This window comes from Thermostichus sp. MS-CIW-37, assembly GCF_054060065.1.
In genome coordinates this window covers 42,445-61,181 of sequence record NZ_JBSSCV010000011.1, presented here as the reverse complement: position 1 = coordinate 61,181, position 18,737 = coordinate 42,445, and the positions used below count along the sequence as shown (strand labels likewise).

Sequence of the window (18,737 nt, the reverse complement as noted above, 5' to 3'; positions counted from 1 at the left end):
CTTTCTCCTGAGTCTGCCTTCATGCCATCTTACTTTAATACCGTCTCATCATCAACTGAATTGACCATAGATCTTCGCTCCCCACAAGATCCTCTCAAGACTCGAGGGAAGAAGCTGTCAATCGTTGCAGGGTGGGAATGAAGTCGGGGTAGGAGATGCGGGCACAGTCGGCTCCTCTGAGGAGGGTGGATCCCTGCGCTCCCAGGGCTGCCACCATCAGACTCATGGCGATGCGGTGATCCTCGTGGCTATCGACCTCAGCTCCATGAAGGGGGATCCCTCCTTTGATTTCCAGGCCATCGGGATATTCGGCGACCTGGGCTCCCATGCGGCTCAACTCTTGGGCCATGGCTGACAGGCGGTCGCTTTCTTTCACCCGCAGCTCTGCGGCATCGCGAATCACCGTGATCCCTTCGGCAAAGGCCGCCGCCACCGCCAAAACCGGGATCTCGTCGATCAGGGTGGGGATGAGATCGCCGGCGATGGTGCAGCCGCGCAAGCGGGCCGAACGCACCCGCAGATCTCCCAGGGGCTCGCCGGCCATTTCCCGGCAGTTTTCAATTTGAATATCGGCCCCCATCTCCTGCAACACCCGTAGTGCACCGGTACGGGTGGGGTTGAGGCCCACATCCCTTAGCAGCAATTCGCTCTCGGGCACAATGGAGGCGGCCACCAGCCAAAAGGCTGCCGAGCTGATATCTCCCGGCACCTGAACTTTTTGGCCCACCAGGTGGGATCCTCCCACCACGGCCACGGTTTTTGTTTCCGGATCCACCTGAATGTTGGCCCCGAAGGCCCGCAACATCCGTTCCGAGTGATCCCGAGAGAGAGCCGGCTCGGTGACTTGGGTGGTGCCTTCCGCCAGCAGACCCGCCAGCAAGAGGCAGGATTTTACCTGCGCTGAAGCCACCGGGGAGCGGTAGTGAATGCCCTTGAGGGATCCCCCTTGTACGGCCAAAGGTGCCAAGGTTCCACCGGCCCGTCCCCAAATGCTGGCCCCCATCTGCCGCAGTGGTTCTACCACCCGTCCCATGGGCCGCGAGCGCAGGGAGCGATCGCCAGTGACGGCAAAAAAGCGCCCGGCCTGGCCAGCCAGGATCCCCAGCATCAGGCGCAAGGTGGTGCCGGAGTTACCTGCATCCAACACGTCTGCCGGTTCTTGCAGCTGGCCCAGGCCAACTCCCCGAATGCGAACACACTCGCTGTTGAGCTCCGAAATATCTGCCCCCAGCGCCCGAAAGCAGGCTGCCGTACTGCGGGGATCCTCTCCCAGCAACAGCCCTTGGATGGTGGTTTCTCCTTCGGCCAGGGATCCCAGCATCAGGGCGCGGTGGGAAATGGACTTGTCGCCGGGGATGCTCACTTGGCCGCGCAGGCCCTTGGCCGGCGAGAGAGTGAGGATATCGGTAGAAGAAGAGTGAGTCAACACAGCAACTCTGATGGCAGACTGGGCAAAAGCGGCAGCAGTCTCATCTTACTCAGGCCCGGACTCATGCCCCAGAGATCTTACCAGGGATCCCAAGACAGCCTGTCTTTTGACGGCCACCCCTCTTTTCCCAGAGGATCACCTTAACAACATGGATTCCTCGGTCGGGGCCTGGCCTCGGCCTTTTTTTTGCAGATACTGAACTTTGTAGCAGCAGAAATAGAACCCCCGCAGACCGTGCTTGGCAAGGTGTATCAACACGATTCCGTTTTGACCGAGGAGGTGATGGCCTACCTGCAACCCCAGGGGGGCGGCACTTTTCTGGATGTGACGTTGGGAGGGGGTGGGCACAGCTTGGCGCTGCTGCGGGGGGGAGCTGCCCGAGTGGTGGGGTTGGATCGGGATCCGGCGGCTCTGCAGGCGGCGCAAGCGCGTTTTGCAGCAGAAGGGATCCCCGGCAGCCGCATCCAACTGTGGCACCTCAATTTTGCCGATTTCGATCTGCAGCAGCATGGCTTTCGGGATGAGCAGGGGCAGGGGATTCCCTTCGATGGCATCGTGGCCGACTTGGGGGTGAGTTCGCCGCAACTGGACTGCCCTGAGCGGGGATTTAGCTTTCGCGGAGAGGGGCCGCTGGATATGCGCATGGATCCCAGTGCCGCTCAGGAAACCGCTGCCGATTGGGTTAATCATCGCCCGGTCGAAGAGTTGATCGAGATTTTCACCCGTTACGGCGAAGAGCGATTTGCCCGCCGCATTGCCCATCACATCGAGCAGGCTCGTCCCCTCGCCACAACCACTCAGTTGGCCCAGGTGGTTTGGCAGGCAGTACCTCCGGCAGCTCGGCGAGGCCGCATCCACCCGGCCACCCGCGTCTTTCAGGCGTTGCGCATTGCCGTGAACCGAGAACTGGAGGCTTTAGAAACCTTGCTGGCCCAAGCCCCCACTTGGCTGAAACCCGGCGGCAGGTTGGCCGTGATCAGCTTCCATAGCCTTGAAGATCGCTTGGTGAAATGGGCCTTCCGCAGGGATCCCCGTTGGCAGGTGCTCACCCCCAGGCCCTTGTCCCCTTCCGAACTGGAACGGCAACGTAATCCACGGGCCCGCTCTGCCAAACTGCGAGTGGCTGCCCGCAGCAGTCAGATGTAGGTTTAGGTTGGTTCTCCCGCTCTCAAGAGATCGGCTACCGTGAAGCGGACAGCTGTCCTGCTGAGGCCGGGAATCGGGAGAAGGGGGTTGCTGTTGGGGGGCGCGGGGAACTAGGGTGAAGCGGAACCGGCAGTCCTGCACCGTCGGATCCCTTGGTGTGTGTGAGGTTAAGCCCCATGGTTAGCCAGCCTTTGAACGCAGGTCTTGATCGTCCCAAAAACCCTCGTCGCCACAGACGGTCTTCTGCTCTGAGCCGACCCCTCTCCGGTACAGTTCAGGCCAGCCGCACCCAACCTTTGAATTTGAAGTTGAAATCAGCCCATCCTCGCAGCCAGCATCTTGCTTGGGCAGAACACCTAGCCTGGTGGAAGCAAATCTCCACAGGGATGGCTATCCTCTCCGGCGTTTCAGTGTTGAGCCTTTACAGTTGGACTGTGCATACCCAAAGCCGGTGGAGCCAGCGTTACCAGGTGTGGCAGCAGATGCAGCGCAACGAACGACAGTTTCTGCTGACTCAGGAATCCATTGCCAATTCTCTCCGGGAAATCGCCGACCGCTCCGAAATGGTGCCGCTGGTACCGGATCGGATGATCGAGGTGCCGATTGCCTCTCCCAGCCATGTTGAACCGGATCCAGCCCACCAGACGACAGCCCCGCCTGAAATCGAAAAAGCTCCTCTTTTCTACCCGGTTGGGTACTAATTCATACGGATCCCGCCCATGACGGCTAGGCCAGCGTCCCCATCTTGCTTTCCCAAAAGCTGTGGGTCTTGTGAAGTCTCAGCGTATCTCTGTTCCCTAAAAGGCTAAGGGATCCCTGGGCCTCGCGATCTGGAGTAGCAGCGGGCTATCCTTCAACTGCTTACAAAGCAGTGAAGAAATCTGGCCTAAATGGGATGTGGCCCATCCGAAGCCCTGGGATTGCCGTTGGGATCCCGTTCACCCCTGGGGATGACATCCCCCCTGGCAGGATAGGAACTCCAGAGCAGGGGATGTATGATGCCTAGCACGGCTTTTTCGGAGCAATCGCAGAGAAAGCTGTACCGACAGGTTGTCCTGGGGATCAGCCAGGGCATGTAAAGGGGAAAGTCCGGTGCAAATCCGGCGCTGTGCCGCAACTGTGATGGGCTTGGGCTAGACCCATGCCCTCAGTCAGGATGCCCGCCTGCGGTTTTGGCTCGCATTTCTTCCGCGTCGCACGGAATCAGGAGCTTTAGGAAAATGAATCCCATTCTAGGTCTCAGCCTGGCGCTGGGGGGCTTTGTTTTGGGGATCCCAGCGTGGGCGCAGCCGGCAGCTTCCCCGCCCTCAGCTCAAGAGGTTTTGGAAACCGGCGTTAGCGCCGAGATTTTAAATCAACCCGTCACCACGCCTTTTCGTCGCCCCGGCTTGCTGCGGGATTCTTCCCGCCCGGTTTACGTCATTACCCGCCAGCAAATTCGAGAGCAAGGGGCAAGAACCGTTCAGGAGGCCCTGCGCTACCTGCCCGGGATCCTCAGCGACGGCACGGCGGGAACCCAGTTGGGAGCCCTTAGCTCCCAGTTTATGCGGGGAGGACGAACGGCCCAGGTGTTGGTGCTCTTGGATGGCCGCCCCATTAACGACCTGGGCTTTTTTGGCGGGTTCGATCTGTCTCAGATCACTACAGATGTGGTCGAGCGTATTGAGATCTCTCCAGGTGGGGGCTCCACCTTATACGGCTCCGATGCCGTTGGCGGGGTCATCAACATCGTGACGCTGGATCCAAAGCCGGGATCCGAGACCGTGCTGGAAGCGGCTATCGGCAGCTACGGCCTCAACGAGCAAGGGATCCAAAACCGCGGCCAGGTGCAGGATCTGGGCTGGGTGGTCAGCTATCGCCGTCTGCAGAGCAACAACGACTTTCCCTTTGAAATTAGGCGTTTGGGCAAAGCCGGCAGGCGGGAAAACTCGGCGGTGGAGTACCACAACCTACAAGCCAAGCTCACCTGGCAATTGGCAGAAGGCCAAGTCCTAACCGGAAATGCCCTTTATCTCAACAAAGCGTTTCAGGTGCCTGGCAGCACCGAGTTTCCCTCCCCCGATGCAGTGCAAAACACCAACGACCTGCTGTTAGATCTCAGTTGGCTGTGGAATCAAGAGAAGGGATCCCTGCAAGCTAGGGTATTTTTTGACGACCTCAACTATCGCTTCAGCGCCCCACAAAGCCAGGGATCCCGGGATGAGATCCTGCGAACGGGGTGGGGATCCCAACTGCAATACACCTGGAAGGCTGCTGAAAACCTGGAGCTTACTCTAGGAGCAGACTACCGATCCATTTCAGCTCGCAACACCACCTTCTCCTTTGCCAGGGGATCCACCAATGTCAACTACGACAATACCGTGAACCAAGGGGCCCTCTTTGCCCGCCTGGATTACAAGCCACAGCCCAACTTTTATCTCAACTTAGGTGTTCGCCAAGATTCGAGCAATCTGGTCAACGGTTCGGCCACCTCTCCTGCCGCAGGGATCCGCTGGGTTTTGGCAGAAGGCACCACCCTGAGGGCCAATTATGCCGGCAGCTTTCGCACCCCCTTGATCTCAAACTTATTCTTTCGTTTGCGGGGCTTTTTTGAAGTCGACGGCAACCCCAATTTGCGCCCGGAGCGGGGAGAGAGTTTTGACATTGGCCTGGATCAGGCTTTGGGAGATTTTGGCCTACTGCGCTTGACCTTTGCCCATAACCGCATCCGCGATGGCATTACCTTTGTCAGCACTGGCCCGCGCAGGGGAACCTACGAAAACATTGAGCTCGTGGAATACACGGGCTTGGAAGCAGCCCTGGATTTGCGATTGGGGGAAAACTGGACTCTTTTTGCCAACTACACCCTGAACGATCCCATCATCCGCTCGGCGCTGGATCCCAAAGCGGTTGGCAAACAGCTAGCCTTCGTGGGAGCAGACAGCTTCAACCTGGGCCTGAGCTACCGCGATGCAGAGGATCGGTATGCCTCAGTTTTCCTGCATCACATTGGCACTTTCTTTACCAACAACGCCAATACCCAATCTCTGCCCGGCTACACCAACCTGGCTCTGCGGGGAGGGATCCCAGTAGCAGAAAATCTCGCTCTCGAGGTGGGAGTCGATAACCTGCTGGATGAGCAATATGAGGTTTTCCCCGGCTACCCCGGAGTGGGTCGCACCGTTCGGCTTAATTTAAGGGGCCAATTTTAGAGCGACTTGAGGCTGACTTTTAGCTGTCTAACTCACTGCTGAATCCTTGGCCAAGACATTGAGATCGTCTTTGCCTCTTCTCACACCCTTTGCTTGGACAGAAACCTATGACTATATCAAGGAGCACCATGTCTCGATCAACTTCCCAGTTGCCAGTTCAAGCTGGCAGCGCTGCTCAGCAACCCAGCGGTCATTATCTCTGGGTTTGCATCACCTGCGGATCTCAGTGGGTTAACGGCCAAAAAGAAGGGACTAGCAAGGGAGAAATGCTGCTGTCTGCCCTGCAATCCCAAACCCTCCACCCCCAACTAACTCTAAAACCAGTTGCCTGTATGAGCGCCTGCAGCCATGCTTGCGTTGTTGCGTTGGCAGCACCTCAAAAGATGACCTATGTTTTTGGAGATCTGGATCCAAAAGATGTGGAGCTGATTCTGCAGACAGCAGAGCTCTACCTCACCAAGCCAGATGGGATCCTACCCTGGGCCGAGCGCCCTCTCAAAAAAGGGGTGATTGCTCGTATTCCACCACTGCACTGAGGAGCTTTCTCATGGCCACTTTTACCCCCTGGATAACCCCCCTCCATCAAGCTTGGCAGGAAGTTTCTTTAACGGGTTGGACAACCCTTTATGAAGGGATCCCTGCCCACATCGACTGCTTGGGGCCGTTGCTCTACGAGCTGTTTCAAGAGCACTGGGCCGAGATCCAGGTGGGCCATGTGGCGGAAGGCGGGGTGCTGGAGCTGGCTTTCAAGAAACCTCCAGCTTTGTGCGTGCTCTACGATGGCTATCTAACCGTTGCCACCGAAACTTGGCACCTGCATTTGTGCCTGGAGGAGCACCAAGGCGGCCCCCATCGCAAGACCCCACCCGAGCTGCGCCGCAAAAGATTGGTTAGCCGTGCTGCTCTCTACCGGCGCCTCAATCCCCAAGGTCAGCCCCGCATGTGGGGAATCCAATTCTGGAATGGAGCAGAAGAGCCTTTGCTGCAGATTTTTCTGCCCAGCCCCTTTTTGGGGCCAGAGGAAGACTACCTGCCGGAAGGCAAAGCAGATTACCAAAAGCTTTCTCTTTACGAGCGCATCCACGCCATCTATGTGCAGGGGAAAGAGCGGATCCCCTATGAGGATAACCCTCTTAAACGTCCCTACCTTGCCGTCTGTCGTTCCAGCCGTTGTTATCCTTCCCGCAACTACCAACCGGTTGTGGAAGCTCTGGAATTGGCTCTTCGAGAAGCCAACCTAGACGTACAGGTTATCACCTCAGGCTGCTTGGAAGTTTGCCAACAGGGGCCCGTGGTTTTTTACTCTGGGGATCGCACCTGGTACAAGCGGGTTACTCCCCAAGTAGCTCGGCAAATTGTTTTTGAGCATTTGCTTAATAGCTGTCCTCTGAAAGACCACCTTTTTCCAGGAGATTAAAGCATGATTGGCCTGCAATCGAGTGCTCAACCTATCCCCAGATCTTGCCGCTTGATCTCAGCCCCACTTTGGATACAAGCTGCTCAAGATTTGGCCCAAGGCTGGTTCTGGCCCAGCTTGTTTACCACCGTCGGCTGTCTCAGCAATATTGCTTATACATGTACCCTTCCTTTTGTAACTGTTGGTATTGTTGCAGGCACAACTTTAACCCGCCAAAGGGCAATCATTAGTGCTTTGATGATTTGGCTGGCCAACCAAATCTTTGGCTACACCTGGCACAACTATCCCCGCACTCCCGATTCGTTTGCCTGGGGGTTGGTGCTGGGGATCGGCACGGTGGGGATTGCTCTTGCTGGCGGTTACCGACCTCTGTTTTCTCAGTCCAAGCCGCTTCGGCCAAGGCAACTGCTGCTGAACTATCTCTGGATCCCGGCCATGCTCATCTTGGGGTTTCTGGCTTTTGAAGGGCTGATTTTGGCCGCCGGCCTGGTTTTGGGGGGAACGGAGGGCCTGACCCTGCCCATTCTGGGCAAAATCTGGCTGCACAACTGGCTGTGGACAGGACTTTGGATCGGGATCCACGCGCTGCTGGTGTGGGACAGAGGACGTCGCCGGGTGTGGCTGGGAGAGGAGAAACTGCGGTGAGCTGCTCCCGTACAAGCTCTTCCCATCCCGTCAGCGGTGCGGAGCACCTTTGCAGTGATCTAGAGCATCCCCAAGAGGGATCCAGGCCAAAATAGGGGCGACCTATGTGGGAGGGGATCCCTTTGCAACTCAGTCGCGTTAACAGTGAGGAGCATTCCTGCCATCCTCTGCTCTTGGCTTCCCAACGCCTCTTGCTGTTCAGCGGCAAGGGAGGAGTGGGCAAAACAACCTTGACCTGCGCGCTGGCTCGCCAACTGGCCCAGGTGGATCCCCAGCGCCGTCTGCTCCTGATGTCCACAGATCCCGCCCACTCGTTGGGGGACGTGCTGCAAATCTCGGTTACGGATGTGGCCCAACCCCTGCCGGATCGCCCCAATTTGCAGGTGCGGGCTTTGCAAGCGGAGATTTTGCTGCGGTCTTTTCGGCAAACCTATGGGCCGGCCCTGGAGCTCATTGCCGAGCGGGGCAGTTGGTTTGGCCGAGAGGATCTGCTGCCAATCTGGGATTTAGCCTGGCCGGGGGTGGATGAGCTGATGGCGATTCTGGAGGTCAACCGGCTGCTGGCTGGGGAGGAGGTGGATACCGTTATCTTGGACACGGCCCCCACCGGGCACACCCTGCGGCTGTTGGAGCTGCCCGACTTTTTGGATAATCTGCTGGCCGTGTTTGCCACCTTTCAGGCCAAGCACCGGGAAATCGCCCAAGCCCTGACGGGCACCTATCGACCGGATGAGGCGGATGCATTTTTAGCCCAGTTGCAGAGGGAACTGGAGGGGGGCAAAGCCCGCTTGACCACTCCGGAGAGCACCTCTGCTTGGCTGGTGATGATCCCGGAGCAGTTGAGCGTGGCGGAAACCCGCCGCTTTTGTCAGCAACTGCAAAACCGCCGCGTGCCCATCGGCGGTCTTCTGGTCAATCAGGTGCTGCTTGCAAGAGAGAATAACAGCCAACCTTCGCTGCCCGCTGCTCTCCCCTCTCCTCTCTACTTGGCGCGGCAACAGGAACAGCGGCGTGTGCTCAAAGCCCTACAGGAGGAGCTGCCCGGATATCCTATCTGGATCTGTCCCTATCAACTGCAGGAGCCAATTGGGTTAGCGGCCCTGGATGAGCTGGTTCAGCAGCTTCGCCCCTTGCCAGAGGTGCTGCTGGAGTTGGAAGGGATCCCAGAGCAAAAAGCAGAGAGCCAAGAGAAGAGAAAGTCTCTCTTCTCCACCCTCTTCCCTTCCTTCAAGGGGATCCCGTCCCTACCGGATTTTTTGACCCAAGGGATCCGACTGGTGTTGGTGGGGGGCAAAGGGGGTGTGGGCAAGACGACGGTGGCCGGGGCCCTGGCTTGGACCTTGGCCAAGCGCCATCCCGACAAGCAGCTCTTGCTGGTCTCCATCGATCCGGCCCACTCGTTGGGGGATCTGTTTCAGACGAAACTGGGTCAGGATCCCATTCCCCTGCTGCCCAACCTGCTGGGGCAGGAGGTCGATGCGGCGGCGGTGCTGGAGCAATTCCGGCAGGATTATCTGGAGGAGGTGGCGGCCATCTTGGCAGGGGAGGGGACGGCAGGGGTGGAAGTCCAATACGACCCACAGGCGTGGCGGCAACTGCTGCAGATGCCCCCACCCGGCTTGGATGAGGTGATGGCCCTGTTGAGTGTTCTCCGACAGGAGACGAGCGGGCAGTTCGACCTGGTGGTGCTGGACACGGCTCCCACAGGCCATCTCCTGCGGTTTCTGCAGATGCCCCAGGCTCTGGAAGGTTGGGTAAGCTTGGCCCTGAAGCTGTGGCTGAAATATCGGGATGTGGTGGGCAGGTCGGAATGGGCGCAGCGGATGCGGGAGCTTTTGGCCCAGGTGCGGCAGCTTCGGCAGCAGCTCCAGGATCCCCAGCTTGTCACCTTTATCCCCGTCTTTAACCCCGAGCAGGCGGTTCTGGCAGAAACCGAGCGTCTTTTGGCGGAATTGGATGCTTTGGGGATCCCTCATCCCTACGCCGTTCTCAATCGAGTGTGGTTAGAGGATTCTACCCCCTTTGGAGAGGCCCTCCGCCGTCGTCACCAGGCTCTTCTGGCCCAGCTCCCCCAGCTATTTTCCCAGCAGGCTATCTTGATCATTCCCTCGCTGCATTCTCCCAGCGTGGAGAATATCGGCTCCTACTTATTGGCTCCTCAGGAGCCCTAACCTAGGGGTAGACCTTGCTCACCCAAAGCGTTATGGATCCCAAGTTGGAAGAACGCGCCCGCGAGCTGCGCACCCTGCTGCAGAAGGCCAGCATTGCCTACTATGTCCACGATGCTCCCATCCTGGAAGACAGCGTTTACGACCGCCTTTACCGCGAGCTGCAAGAGCTGGAGCGGGCTTACCCTGAACTGGTCACCCCCGATAGCCCTACTCAGCGGGTGGGAGAAAAACCTGCAGAGCATTTTCCCACGGTCTTCCACCGCATCCCCCTCTACAGTTTGGAAAACGCTTTCAACCCAGAAGAACTGGAGGAGTGGCAAGAGCGCCTGCTGCGAGTTTTGGGCCGTGCCCCTGTTCCCGACAGCAGGACAGAGGGAGAGCTGGAATATGTCTGTGAGCTGAAGATTGATGGCGCCGCCTTGGCCCTAACCTACATCGAGGGTCTTTTGGAGCGGGGCGCTACTCGGGGGGACGGGCAGGTCGGAGAGAACATCACCCCCAACGTGCGCGCCATTCGTTCCATTCCCCTGCGGCTGGCGACAGCAGATCCGCCTCCCGTTTTGGAGGTGCGGGGGGAAGTCTATCTGGCCCTAGCCGAGTTTGAACGGATCAACCAAGAGCGTCGTTCCGCTGGGGATCCCCCCTTTGCCAACCCGCGCAACTGTGCTGCCGGCACCTTGCGGCAGTTGGATAGCCGCGTTGTGGCTGCCCGCAAGCTCAGCTTCTTCGCCTACGCCCTCCACTGGCCGGAAGGATGGCCCGCCGGGGATCCCCCGCAAACCCAGTGGCAGTGTCTGCAGCAGCTCAAGGAATTGGGATTTCCGGTCAACCCCCTCTCCCAGGTCTGTCGGGGCTTGGGGGAAGTGATCCAGTTTTACGAGCGGTGGCGGGGTGCCCAGCTCCCCTACGCCAGCGACGGGGTGGTGGTGAAATTGAACTCCTTGCGGCTGCAGGAGGAGGCCGGCTTTACGCAAAAATTTCCCCGCTGGGCCATTGCCCTCAAATACCCAGCTCAAGAGGTTCCCACTCGCATCCGCGCCATCGTGGCCAGCGTGGGCCGCACCGGCGCCGTCACCCCGGTGGCAGAGTTGGAGCCGGTTCCTCTGGCCGGCACCCTTGTCAGCCGCGCCAGCCTGCACAATGCCGATCGCCTGCGGGAGCTGGACGTGCACATCGGCGATACTGCCATCGTGCGCAAAGCCGGGGAGATCATCCCGGAGGTGGTCGGGATCCTAAAAGAATTGCGCCCTGCCGATGCCGTTCCCTACAGCCTGCCCAGCCAGTGCCCGGAATGCCACACCCCCTTGGTTCGTCCCCCCGGCGAAGCCGTGACCCGCTGCCCCAACCCCGAGTGCCCGGCTAAGTTGCGCGGCCAATTGCAGCACTGGGCCAGCCGCGATGCTTTGGATATCGAAGGCTTGGGGGAAAAGCGGGCAGCCCAATTGGTGGAGAACTTGGGAGTGCGCACCGTAGCCGATCTCTACCGCCTCACCCCAGAGCAGTTGCAGGGCTTGGAGGGGATGGGATCCCGCTCCAGCCAAAAGCTGGTGCAAGCCATTCAGCGCTCTCGTCAACAGCCCTGGGAACGAGTGCTCTACGGGCTGGGGATCCCCCATGTGGGGGTGGTCACCGCCCAGATTTTGGCCGGCCATTTTCCCACCCCTGAGCTTCTGGCCCAGGCCAGTGCAGAAACCATTGCTCAGATCTACGGGATAGGCGCGGAAGTGGCCGAAGCGGTGGTGGCCTGGTTTGCCAAGCCGGCCCATCGTCGCCTGTTGCAGGAGTTGCAGGCGCTAGGGATCCCCGCTCTTCCTCAGCAGGAGAACCCTGCCGTCTCCCAGATCCTGGCCGGGAAAAAATTCGTAATCACCGGCACCTTGCCCACCCTCTCCCGCCAGCAGGCCAAGGCTTGGATTGAGAGTCGGGGGGGCAAAGTCACCGCCAGCGTCAGCCGCCAAACCGACTACGTAGTGGTGGGCTCTGACCCCGGCTCTAAGCTGGAGCAAGCCCAACAACTGGGGATCCCCCTGCTGACCGAAGCGGAGCTGTTGGCGCTGGATCCCACCGTGGAATCCGGTGATCTGCATCCTTGACAGGGTGGATCCCCGAAAAACTTGGGTAGGGTGGGTTGTCTTAGCGGCAGGGATAATTTATGATTCACCTCTAGTGAGGAGTGGACGCCAATAGGGGGAAGCGAACGCAACACGGACAGTTCCTTCCCCTTTTTGGTTGGAGAAAGGCGCGATTACTCCCAAAAGTATCCAACTTAGCTGAAAGATTCCTTTGCCTCCGATGACTGCCTTTGCCAGTGCCAGGTAAGTTCAACTATGATGGGATCAGCGGAGACGCATGTTTCCGTTCACTCCTCACACCATCTTCCGCTCGGCGTCAAGTCGGGCGGTTTTTCTATAAATCCGTCCAAAGGATGTATGACCATTCCCGATAGCAGCGAAACGGCTCACCCCTTCCATTTCCAGTTTTCCTCCTTGTAAGACACTTGGGGAGAACCGAGGCTGTGGCGTTTGCACGGGTAGCGCAGAGCGCTGGAGAAGCTTATGGTCACTTTGAAGCAAGAATGAAACACCTCCGTTGCATTGCTTCCCAGCTCCCTTTTGAAGAGTGGGTGGTCGCGGAAGCGACACGGAGCGCTTGGGAAGTGTCTCAATCCAGTTTGAAATGACTATATCTCCAGTCTTTCCAGTTGATCCCCATGGGAATCTCTTGGCACCGTGCCCCCTTGGGGATCCGGAAACAAGCCCTACGAGCCCAGTGGAGATGCTAGACTAGTATGTCAGTGAGATTCCACCAACTTCGGCCTCCTTACGCTTTCGCAGCCAATTTGCGACTGGATTGGAAGGTTTAGTTTTCTTCTGGCTTTTGCCGGATTAGGATAGCCAAGAGCAAGCAGCAACGAGGATCCCATGGCCAAATATGACTCCCATCTAAAGTGCTCCTTCTGCAACAAGTCACAGGATCAGGTGCGTAAGTTGATTGCGGGGCCGGGGGTCTACATCTGTGACGAGTGCGTGGAGCTCTGCAACGAGATTTTGGATGAGGAACTCTACGACGGCAACACTCCTCCTGCTGCCGCCCCTGCCGGCGGCCGGCGTGAAGCTCCTAAAAAATCCTCCCGCAGCCTGCCTTCTCTGGCTCAGTTGCCCAAGCCGCAGGAGATCATGCGCTATCTCGACCAATATGTGATTGGCCAAGAAAAAGCTAAGAAGGTTTTGTCGGTGGCGGTTTACAACCACTACAAGCGTCTGGCTGCCAAGGCCAACCCCGGTAGCGTCGGAGTTTCGGAACTGGATGAGGTGGAGCTACAGAAGTCCAATATCTTGATCATTGGCCCCACCGGCTCCGGCAAAACCCTGCTGGCGGAAACCCTGGCCCGCATGTTGGATGTGCCTTTTGCGGTTGCGGATGCCACCACCCTTACGGAAGCTGGCTATGTGGGCGAGGATGTGGAAAACATCCTGTTGCGCCTGCTGCAGGTGGCGGACATGGACGTAGAAGAGGCCCAGCGCGGCATCATCTACATCGACGAAATCGACAAAATTGCCCGCAAAAGCGAGAACCCCTCCATTACCCGCGATGTCTCCGGCGAGGGGGTGCAGCAGGCTTTGTTGAAGATGCTGGAAGGGACAATAGCCAACGTGCCTCCCCAGGGAGGGCGCAAGCACCCCTATCAAGACTGCATTCAAATCGACACCTCCAACATCCTCTTCATTTGCGGGGGGGCTTTTGTTGGCCTGGAAAAAGTGATCGAGCAGCGCATCGGCAAGAAATCGATGGGCTTTATCAAGCCAGGGGAGCAATTGTCGGTTAGCCGCGAGCAACGTATGGCCAGTGCCCTCAAGGCTTTGGAGCCTGAAGACTTGATCAAGTACGGCATGATTCCCGAATTCACGGGGCGGCTCCCGGTAGTGGCGACTTTGGATCCGCTGGATGAGAAGGCGCTGGAGGCGATCCTGACGCAGCCCAAAAACGCCATTCTCAAGCAGGCGCAGAAGCTGTTGCGCATGGACGGGGTGGAACTGGAGTTTGAACCTGCCGCCATTGCTGCCATTGCCAAAGAGGCTTATCGCCGCAAGACCGGGGCTCGCGCCCTGCGGGCTATTGTGGAAGAGCTAATGCTGGATGTGATGTACGAGGCACCCTCCCGCCGCGACCTAAAGCACATCCGCATCACCGCAGAGATGGTGGAGCGCCGTTCCACCCGCGAGCTGATTCCTCACCCCTCTACGCTGCCCAAGCCTGAGTCGGCCTAGAGTCGCGGCCCTTCCGATCCCTGCTGGATGAACTTATGATCTGTTCTTGAAAGAGGGGGCAGGAGATCCTATGGCAGGGACTGCGTTCCGCTGGCGCGAACGACAGCGGGTGGATCGTGAATATGCGGTAATTGGTCTGGGGCGCTTTGGTTCTAGCTTGGCTCTCACCTTGATGGAGCGAGGGCACAATGTCTTGGGGATCGACCGCAGCCGTGAGATCGTGCAGCGCCTGGCGGATCAGCTGACGCAGGTGGTGGCCCTCGATTCCAGCGATGAAGATGCGCTGCGAGCGGTGGATATCCTCTCCTTCGACACGGTGGTGGTGGCCATTGGCAGCGATTTTGAGAGCAATTTGCTGACGACGGTGGCCCTGAAAAGTCTGGGGGTGCGCAATGTGGTCTGTAAGGCGTCGACCGAGCGGCAACGCTCTATTCTCCTGCGAGTGGGGGCAGATCGGGTGGTGTTGCCGGAGCAAGAGGCAGGGCGCCGTTTGGCTCAGGTGTTGACAGCACCGGGGATCCTAGATCAGCTAGAGCTGGAGCCGGGCTACAGCATTACGGAATTACAGGTGCCGGAGGCGTTGGTGGGCCATACGCTGGCGGAGTCGGATCTGCGTCGCCGCTTCGGCATCACGGTGCTGGTGGTGAAGCGAAAGCAATCGCTGGTGGTCTCTCCCCCCGCAGACTACCTGCTGGAAAAGGGGGATTTGCTGGTGGTTCTGGGGGCCAATACCAACATCTCGCGGCTGAATGAAATGTAGGGAGGGCTCCGATGAGAGAGGGCTCCGTCCCGCTTCCGCGAGAGGAGGGCTCTGAGCGCTTGGTTCCACCGGTACCATCCCGCGCCCGCCACCTGCCGACACCGGGCTCGGCATTGTCTCAGTCCTCTAGGGCCTTTGGGAATCGTCTGCAGTGGTTTTTCGGGGGGGACAGGCGTCGCCCGCTGCCACCGCCATTGCGCCTGGTTGTAGGGTTGGGGCTCTTGGCAGTGGTGGGAACTTTGGTGCTCATGTTGCCGGGGATCGGGCGCGGGGATCCCTTGAGCTGGAATGAGGCGCTGTTTACGGCCATGTCGGCCCTGAGCGTGACGGGGCTCTCGACGATTGTGGCGGCGGAGGATCTCACCCTGTTGGGCCAGATTGTGCTGCTGATCCTGATTCAGATTGGCGGGGTGGGCTTCATGGTGTTGGCGGTGGTGGTGTTTCAATTGATCGGGCGGCGCATTTCCCTCCTCAATCGCTTGGCGCTGTGCAATTCGCTGGGTCTAATCGATCCGGGGGCGATCCTGGAATTGACTCGGCGGGTGCTGCTGGGGGTCACTCTCATTGAGTTGGGGGGGGCTCTGCTGCTCTGGGTGCACTGGCGGGATCTCTATGGGCCGGGGCGGGCAGTTTTTCTGGCTATTTTTCACGCGGTGTCGGCCTTTTGTAATGCAGGATTTGACCTGTTTGGCCGGGAAGGGATCCCTACAGACGGTCTGTCGCTGGCGATTTTGGCCGGTCTGATTTTTATCGGCGGTTTGGGCATCCCAGTTTTGTCGGATTTGTTAACCTGGCCATGGGGCCACCGCCCCTCTCTGCACACCCGGATTACCCTGGGCGTGGTGGTGGTTTTGCTCTGCACGGGCGGCATTGGCTTGTTTTTGGGAGAGAGCTTGCCCGGCGGATCCCTGCTGGAGGTAAGCTGGCCCCGCCGCTTGGGCCTGACGTTTTTTCAGTCGGTTTCTGCCCGAACGGCTGGGTTTGCCGGGATCCCCATTGAGGATTTGACCCCGGCAAGCCAGTTGCTGCTGATGGCTCTCATGTTTATTGGGGCAGCCCCAGCTTCTATGGGGGGCGGCATGACCACCGGCACCTTGGCGGTGTTGGTGTTGGCCCTCTGGGGCTATGCCCGCGGTTTGCCCAGCGCTCAGATTGCCGGGCGCAGCTTGGATCCCTCCATGGTGCGCAAGGCGGCAGCGGTGTTAACGGTTTCTCTGTTTGTGGTATTGTTGGCGGCTTGGTTGATTTTGCTGACCCACAGTAACAGTAGGTTGGATCCGGTGTTGTTTGAAGTGATCTCCGCCTTTGCCACCTGCGGCCTCTCGACGGGCTTTACCGGGGAGCTCAACTGGTTTGGCCAACTGATCATTGTGCTGGTGATGTTCTGGGGCCGGTTGGGGGCATTGACGATTGTCTTGGCCTTGGCTCAACAACAGCCCCGCCCGTTGGTAACCTACCCTGAAGAGTCGATCCTAATCGGTTAGTCCAGAACTGAGGAGAGAGCAGCCTCCGTTAGACTGAGTAAGGGATCCCTTCGTCCCTCTCGTTACCGGGAGCCATCCGTGTCCAAGTTCCTTTTAATTGGTTCTACTGAGCCCTTCAGCGGTAAGTCGGCTGCCATCTTGGGTTTGGCCAAGCATCTGCAGCAGCAAGGGATAAAAGTCACCTATGGGAAGCCCATCGGTTCTTGCGAGCGGGAAGATTGCTCGCTGGAAGGGGGCGATCCGGATATGCGCTTTGTGGCGGAGTCTCTGCGGCTGACGATGGATCAAATGCCGCCGATGCTGCTCCGGCTCAACGAAGAGGCTTTGCTGGCTCAAATGAAGCGAGCTCCCGGGGATCCAGCTCCAGAGTGCCCGGTTGCCCCTCTGTTGGAGTTTGTCCAGCGCTCCCCTGCCGATTTGGTGCTGCTGGAAGGCCCAGCCGATCTTTACGAGGGGGAATTGTTTGGCCTGTCGCTGGCCAAGATGGCCCAAGCCCTGGATGCTCCGGTACTGCTGATCAGTCGCTACCATTCCTCCTTGGCTGTTGATTCTCTTCTCTTTGTCCATCGTCAACTGGGATCCCGCTTGGCAGGCGTGCTGCTGAACGATGTGCCACCTGACCAAATGCAACCGGCAAAAACGATCATTCGGCCTTTTTTGGAGGGACACGGGATCCCGGTGCTGGGGATTTTGCCCTCCCATCGCATTTTGCGCAGCATCAGCGTTGGGGAGTTGGTGCGGCAACTGGGTGCCGAGGTGCTCTGCTGTCCGGATCGGATGGACCTGATGGTTGAAGACATTGCGGTAGGGGCGATGAACGTCAACTCGGCCTTGAAGTACTTCCGTAAGCTGGATCACAAGGCGGTGATCACCGGCGGAGACCGCACCGATATTCAACTGGCCGCCCTAGAAACTTCCACCCTCTGCCTGATCTTGACCGGCAAGCTCCCTCTGGATCCCCGCATTCGGTCTCGAGCAGAAGAGCTGGAAGTGCCGATTCTCTCGGTGGATCTGGACACCTTCACCACCATCAACCGCATCGAACGGGTTTTTGGGCAGATTCGCCTACACGAGGAGGTGAAAGTCCGCTGCATCCAAGAGCTAATGTCAGCAAATTTTGACTTTTCCCGTCTCTATGCCCATTTGGGCTTAACACAACCCCTAGTGTCGGCGGCAGGTGCGTAGGATAAAGTCATTAAGGCTTCTCTACATCTGGTGTCTAAATAGGTAGTTCTCCGAGAGCGAGCACTATACCTGATCAAGATGAAATAAGCTCAGTTTTGACGCGCTGGTCTCTAGTGTCTGATGCTTTCCAGTATCTGCAATGATTTCTGCAAAAAAACGCAGGGATCTATCGCCGGTTTGGCCTACTCACCGAATTCGAGAGATATCATGCGAGTATTCATCACCTCAACACACCACTCCTCCCCCAGATTTTCTGGGGGTTTTTGTTCGTACTGTTTTTAACCTTGTGCGTCAGTGTCACGTAAGCTGATGTTGACGGGGTTTATGCTGCTAATAGTGTGAAACAAAGCTTTTCTGAAGCTGAATACACTAAACAGTGGTGCCGGCACGCCCTTCTGCAATAAGATGCAGTGTCTGTTGTCGAGCCGGGATCCCAAATGTTGCCGTTAGCGCCGGATGAGCACCATGACCAAGGTTTCACGGATGCACAGCCGCAAAGGAGCGGGCCCCAGCCGTCTGGTTGCCTGCCCCCACAGTGGCATCTTCACCGACGGGGGATGTTCTCCCAATCCGGGGCCAGGGGGATGGGCTGTGGTGGTGGTTCAAGATGATCAAATTGTGGAAGAGTTTTGGGGAGGGGATCCCGATAGCACCAGCAACCGCATGGAACTGACCGGCTTAATTCGGGCTTTGCGGTATTGCCGTGACACCCAAGGCAACAGCGTGGACACCATCTACAGCGATTCCCACCTCTGCGTGCAAACCTACAACCGTTGGATGTCGCAGTGGGCAGCGCAGGGGTGGCGGCGGCGCACAGGCCCGGTGGAAAACCTGGATTTGATCCAGGAACTGTATCGGCTAAAGCAGCAGTGCCCTCAGGTGCAGGTGGTTTGGATCCAGGCTCACGAAGGGTTGCGCTGGAACGAGTACGTGGATGAGTTGGTCGCTCGCGCCCGGCCAAAGTAACAATTTCTACATATTCCGATGTATGAGGCTGCGATCACAGACAGGCTCTGAGTCCATCGCCTATCCTCAAGAGGA

General features: G+C 58.3%; 14 protein-coding genes and 1 riboswitch. Of the genes, 13 read left to right on the top strand and 1 reads right to left on the bottom strand.

Annotated elements, in window-relative coordinates:
- Positions 1 to 94: 94 nt before the first annotated feature.
- Entirely contained in the window at positions 95 to 1,429 is a 1,335-nt protein-coding gene (aroA, locus tag ACVWYZ_RS06865) for a 3-phosphoshikimate 1-carboxyvinyltransferase (RefSeq protein WP_457466602.1), read from the bottom strand.
- Between the two features lie 246 nt (positions 1,430 to 1,675).
- On the opposite strand from aroA, the gene rsmH reads away from it, so the two are divergent.
- From rsmH to ACVWYZ_RS06800, 13 genes are all read left to right on the top strand, one after another.
- On the top strand, positions 1,676 to 2,575 hold the full coding sequence (gene rsmH / locus ACVWYZ_RS06860) for a 16S rRNA (cytosine(1402)-N(4))-methyltransferase RsmH (protein WP_457466601.1): 900 nt from the start codon (positions 1,676 to 1,678) through the stop codon (positions 2,573 to 2,575).
- Between the two features lie 176 nt (positions 2,576 to 2,751).
- Positions 2,752 to 3,276, top strand: a complete 525-nt coding sequence (locus ACVWYZ_RS06855; protein ID WP_457466600.1) for a hypothetical protein — start codon at positions 2,752 to 2,754, stop codon at positions 3,274 to 3,276.
- 329 nt (positions 3,277 to 3,605) lie between these two features.
- Positions 3,606 to 3,757, top strand: a riboswitch (cobalamin riboswitch).
- A gap of 38 nt (positions 3,758 to 3,795) precedes the next feature.
- Positions 3,796 to 5,766: a TonB-dependent receptor plug domain-containing protein gene (locus ACVWYZ_RS06850; protein ID WP_457466599.1), complete on the top strand. Its 1,971-nt coding sequence runs from the start codon at positions 3,796 to 3,798 to the stop codon at positions 5,764 to 5,766.
- Positions 5,767 to 5,873: 107 nt separating this feature from the next.
- The gene (locus ACVWYZ_RS06845) at positions 5,874 to 6,302 is read left to right on the top strand and encodes a DUF1636 domain-containing protein (RefSeq protein ID WP_457466598.1); all 429 of its coding nucleotides are present in this window, start codon (positions 5,874 to 5,876) and stop codon (positions 6,300 to 6,302) included.
- Positions 6,303 to 6,313: 11 nt separating this feature from the next.
- Positions 6,314 to 7,183 (top strand): (2Fe-2S) ferredoxin domain-containing protein, encoded by an 870-nt coding sequence (locus ACVWYZ_RS06840; RefSeq protein WP_457466597.1) that lies wholly within the window; start codon positions 6,314 to 6,316, stop codon positions 7,181 to 7,183.
- A 234-nt stretch (positions 7,184 to 7,417) separates the two neighbouring features.
- Positions 7,418 to 7,828 carry a hypothetical protein gene (locus tag ACVWYZ_RS06835; protein WP_457466596.1) on the top strand — a complete coding sequence of 137 codons (411 nt, stop codon included), beginning with the start codon at positions 7,418 to 7,420 and terminating at the stop codon, positions 7,826 to 7,828.
- Positions 7,829 to 7,950: 122 nt separating this feature from the next.
- A complete protein-coding gene (locus tag ACVWYZ_RS06830) occupies positions 7,951 to 9,999 on the top strand; it encodes an ArsA family ATPase (RefSeq protein WP_457466595.1) in 2,049 nt (682 codons plus the stop codon).
- A 32-nt stretch (positions 10,000 to 10,031) separates the two neighbouring features.
- Positions 10,032 to 12,092, top strand: a complete 2,061-nt coding sequence (ligA, locus tag ACVWYZ_RS06825; RefSeq protein ID WP_457466622.1) for an NAD-dependent DNA ligase LigA — start codon at positions 10,032 to 10,034, stop codon at positions 12,090 to 12,092.
- A gap of 828 nt (positions 12,093 to 12,920) precedes the next feature.
- Positions 12,921 to 14,267 carry an ATP-dependent protease ATP-binding subunit ClpX gene (gene clpX, locus ACVWYZ_RS06820; protein ID WP_457466594.1) on the top strand — a complete coding sequence of 449 codons (1,347 nt, stop codon included), beginning with the start codon at positions 12,921 to 12,923 and terminating at the stop codon, positions 14,265 to 14,267.
- A 70-nt stretch (positions 14,268 to 14,337) separates the two neighbouring features.
- Positions 14,338 to 15,027 carry a potassium channel family protein gene (locus ACVWYZ_RS06815; protein WP_414329043.1) on the top strand — a complete coding sequence of 230 codons (690 nt, stop codon included), beginning with the start codon at positions 14,338 to 14,340 and terminating at the stop codon, positions 15,025 to 15,027.
- Between the two features lie 11 nt (positions 15,028 to 15,038).
- Complete coding sequence (locus ACVWYZ_RS06810; protein ID WP_457466593.1) at positions 15,039 to 16,511, top strand: TrkH family potassium uptake protein; 1,473 nt, start codon at positions 15,039 to 15,041, stop codon at positions 16,509 to 16,511.
- Between the two features lie 78 nt (positions 16,512 to 16,589).
- Positions 16,590 to 17,696 carry a phosphotransacetylase family protein gene (locus ACVWYZ_RS06805; RefSeq protein WP_457466592.1) on the top strand — a complete coding sequence of 369 codons (1,107 nt, stop codon included), beginning with the start codon at positions 16,590 to 16,592 and terminating at the stop codon, positions 17,694 to 17,696.
- Between the two features lie 465 nt (positions 17,697 to 18,161).
- Positions 18,162 to 18,662: a ribonuclease H family protein gene (locus ACVWYZ_RS06800; protein ID WP_457466591.1), complete on the top strand. Its 501-nt coding sequence runs from the start codon at positions 18,162 to 18,164 to the stop codon at positions 18,660 to 18,662.
- Positions 18,663 to 18,737 lie beyond the last annotated feature (75 nt).

Bases quoted from the DNA above. Each gene is read 5' to 3' on its own strand.
- ACVWYZ_RS06840 (WP_457466597.1), top strand. From the start codon at position 6,314: ATGGCCACTTTTACCCCCTGGATAACCCCCCTCCATCAAGCTTGGCAG.
- clpX (WP_457466594.1), top strand. From the start codon at position 12,921: ATGGCCAAATATGACTCCCATCTAAAGTGCTCCTTCTGCAACAAGTCA.
- ACVWYZ_RS06810 (WP_457466593.1), top strand. From the start codon at position 15,039: ATGAGAGAGGGCTCCGTCCCGCTTCCGCGAGAGGAGGGCTCTGAGCGC.
- ligA (WP_457466622.1), top strand. From the start codon at position 10,032: ATGGATCCCAAGTTGGAAGAACGCGCCCGCGAGCTGCGCACCCTGCTG.
- ACVWYZ_RS06845 (WP_457466598.1), top strand. From the start codon at position 5,874: ATGACTATATCAAGGAGCACCATGTCTCGATCAACTTCCCAGTTGCCA.
- ACVWYZ_RS06800 (WP_457466591.1), top strand. From the start codon at position 18,162: ATGACCAAGGTTTCACGGATGCACAGCCGCAAAGGAGCGGGCCCCAGC.
- ACVWYZ_RS06815 (WP_414329043.1), top strand. From the start codon at position 14,338: ATGGCAGGGACTGCGTTCCGCTGGCGCGAACGACAGCGGGTGGATCGT.
- ACVWYZ_RS06855 (WP_457466600.1), top strand. From the start codon at position 2,752: ATGGTTAGCCAGCCTTTGAACGCAGGTCTTGATCGTCCCAAAAACCCT.
- ACVWYZ_RS06850 (WP_457466599.1), top strand. From the start codon at position 3,796: ATGAATCCCATTCTAGGTCTCAGCCTGGCGCTGGGGGGCTTTGTTTTG.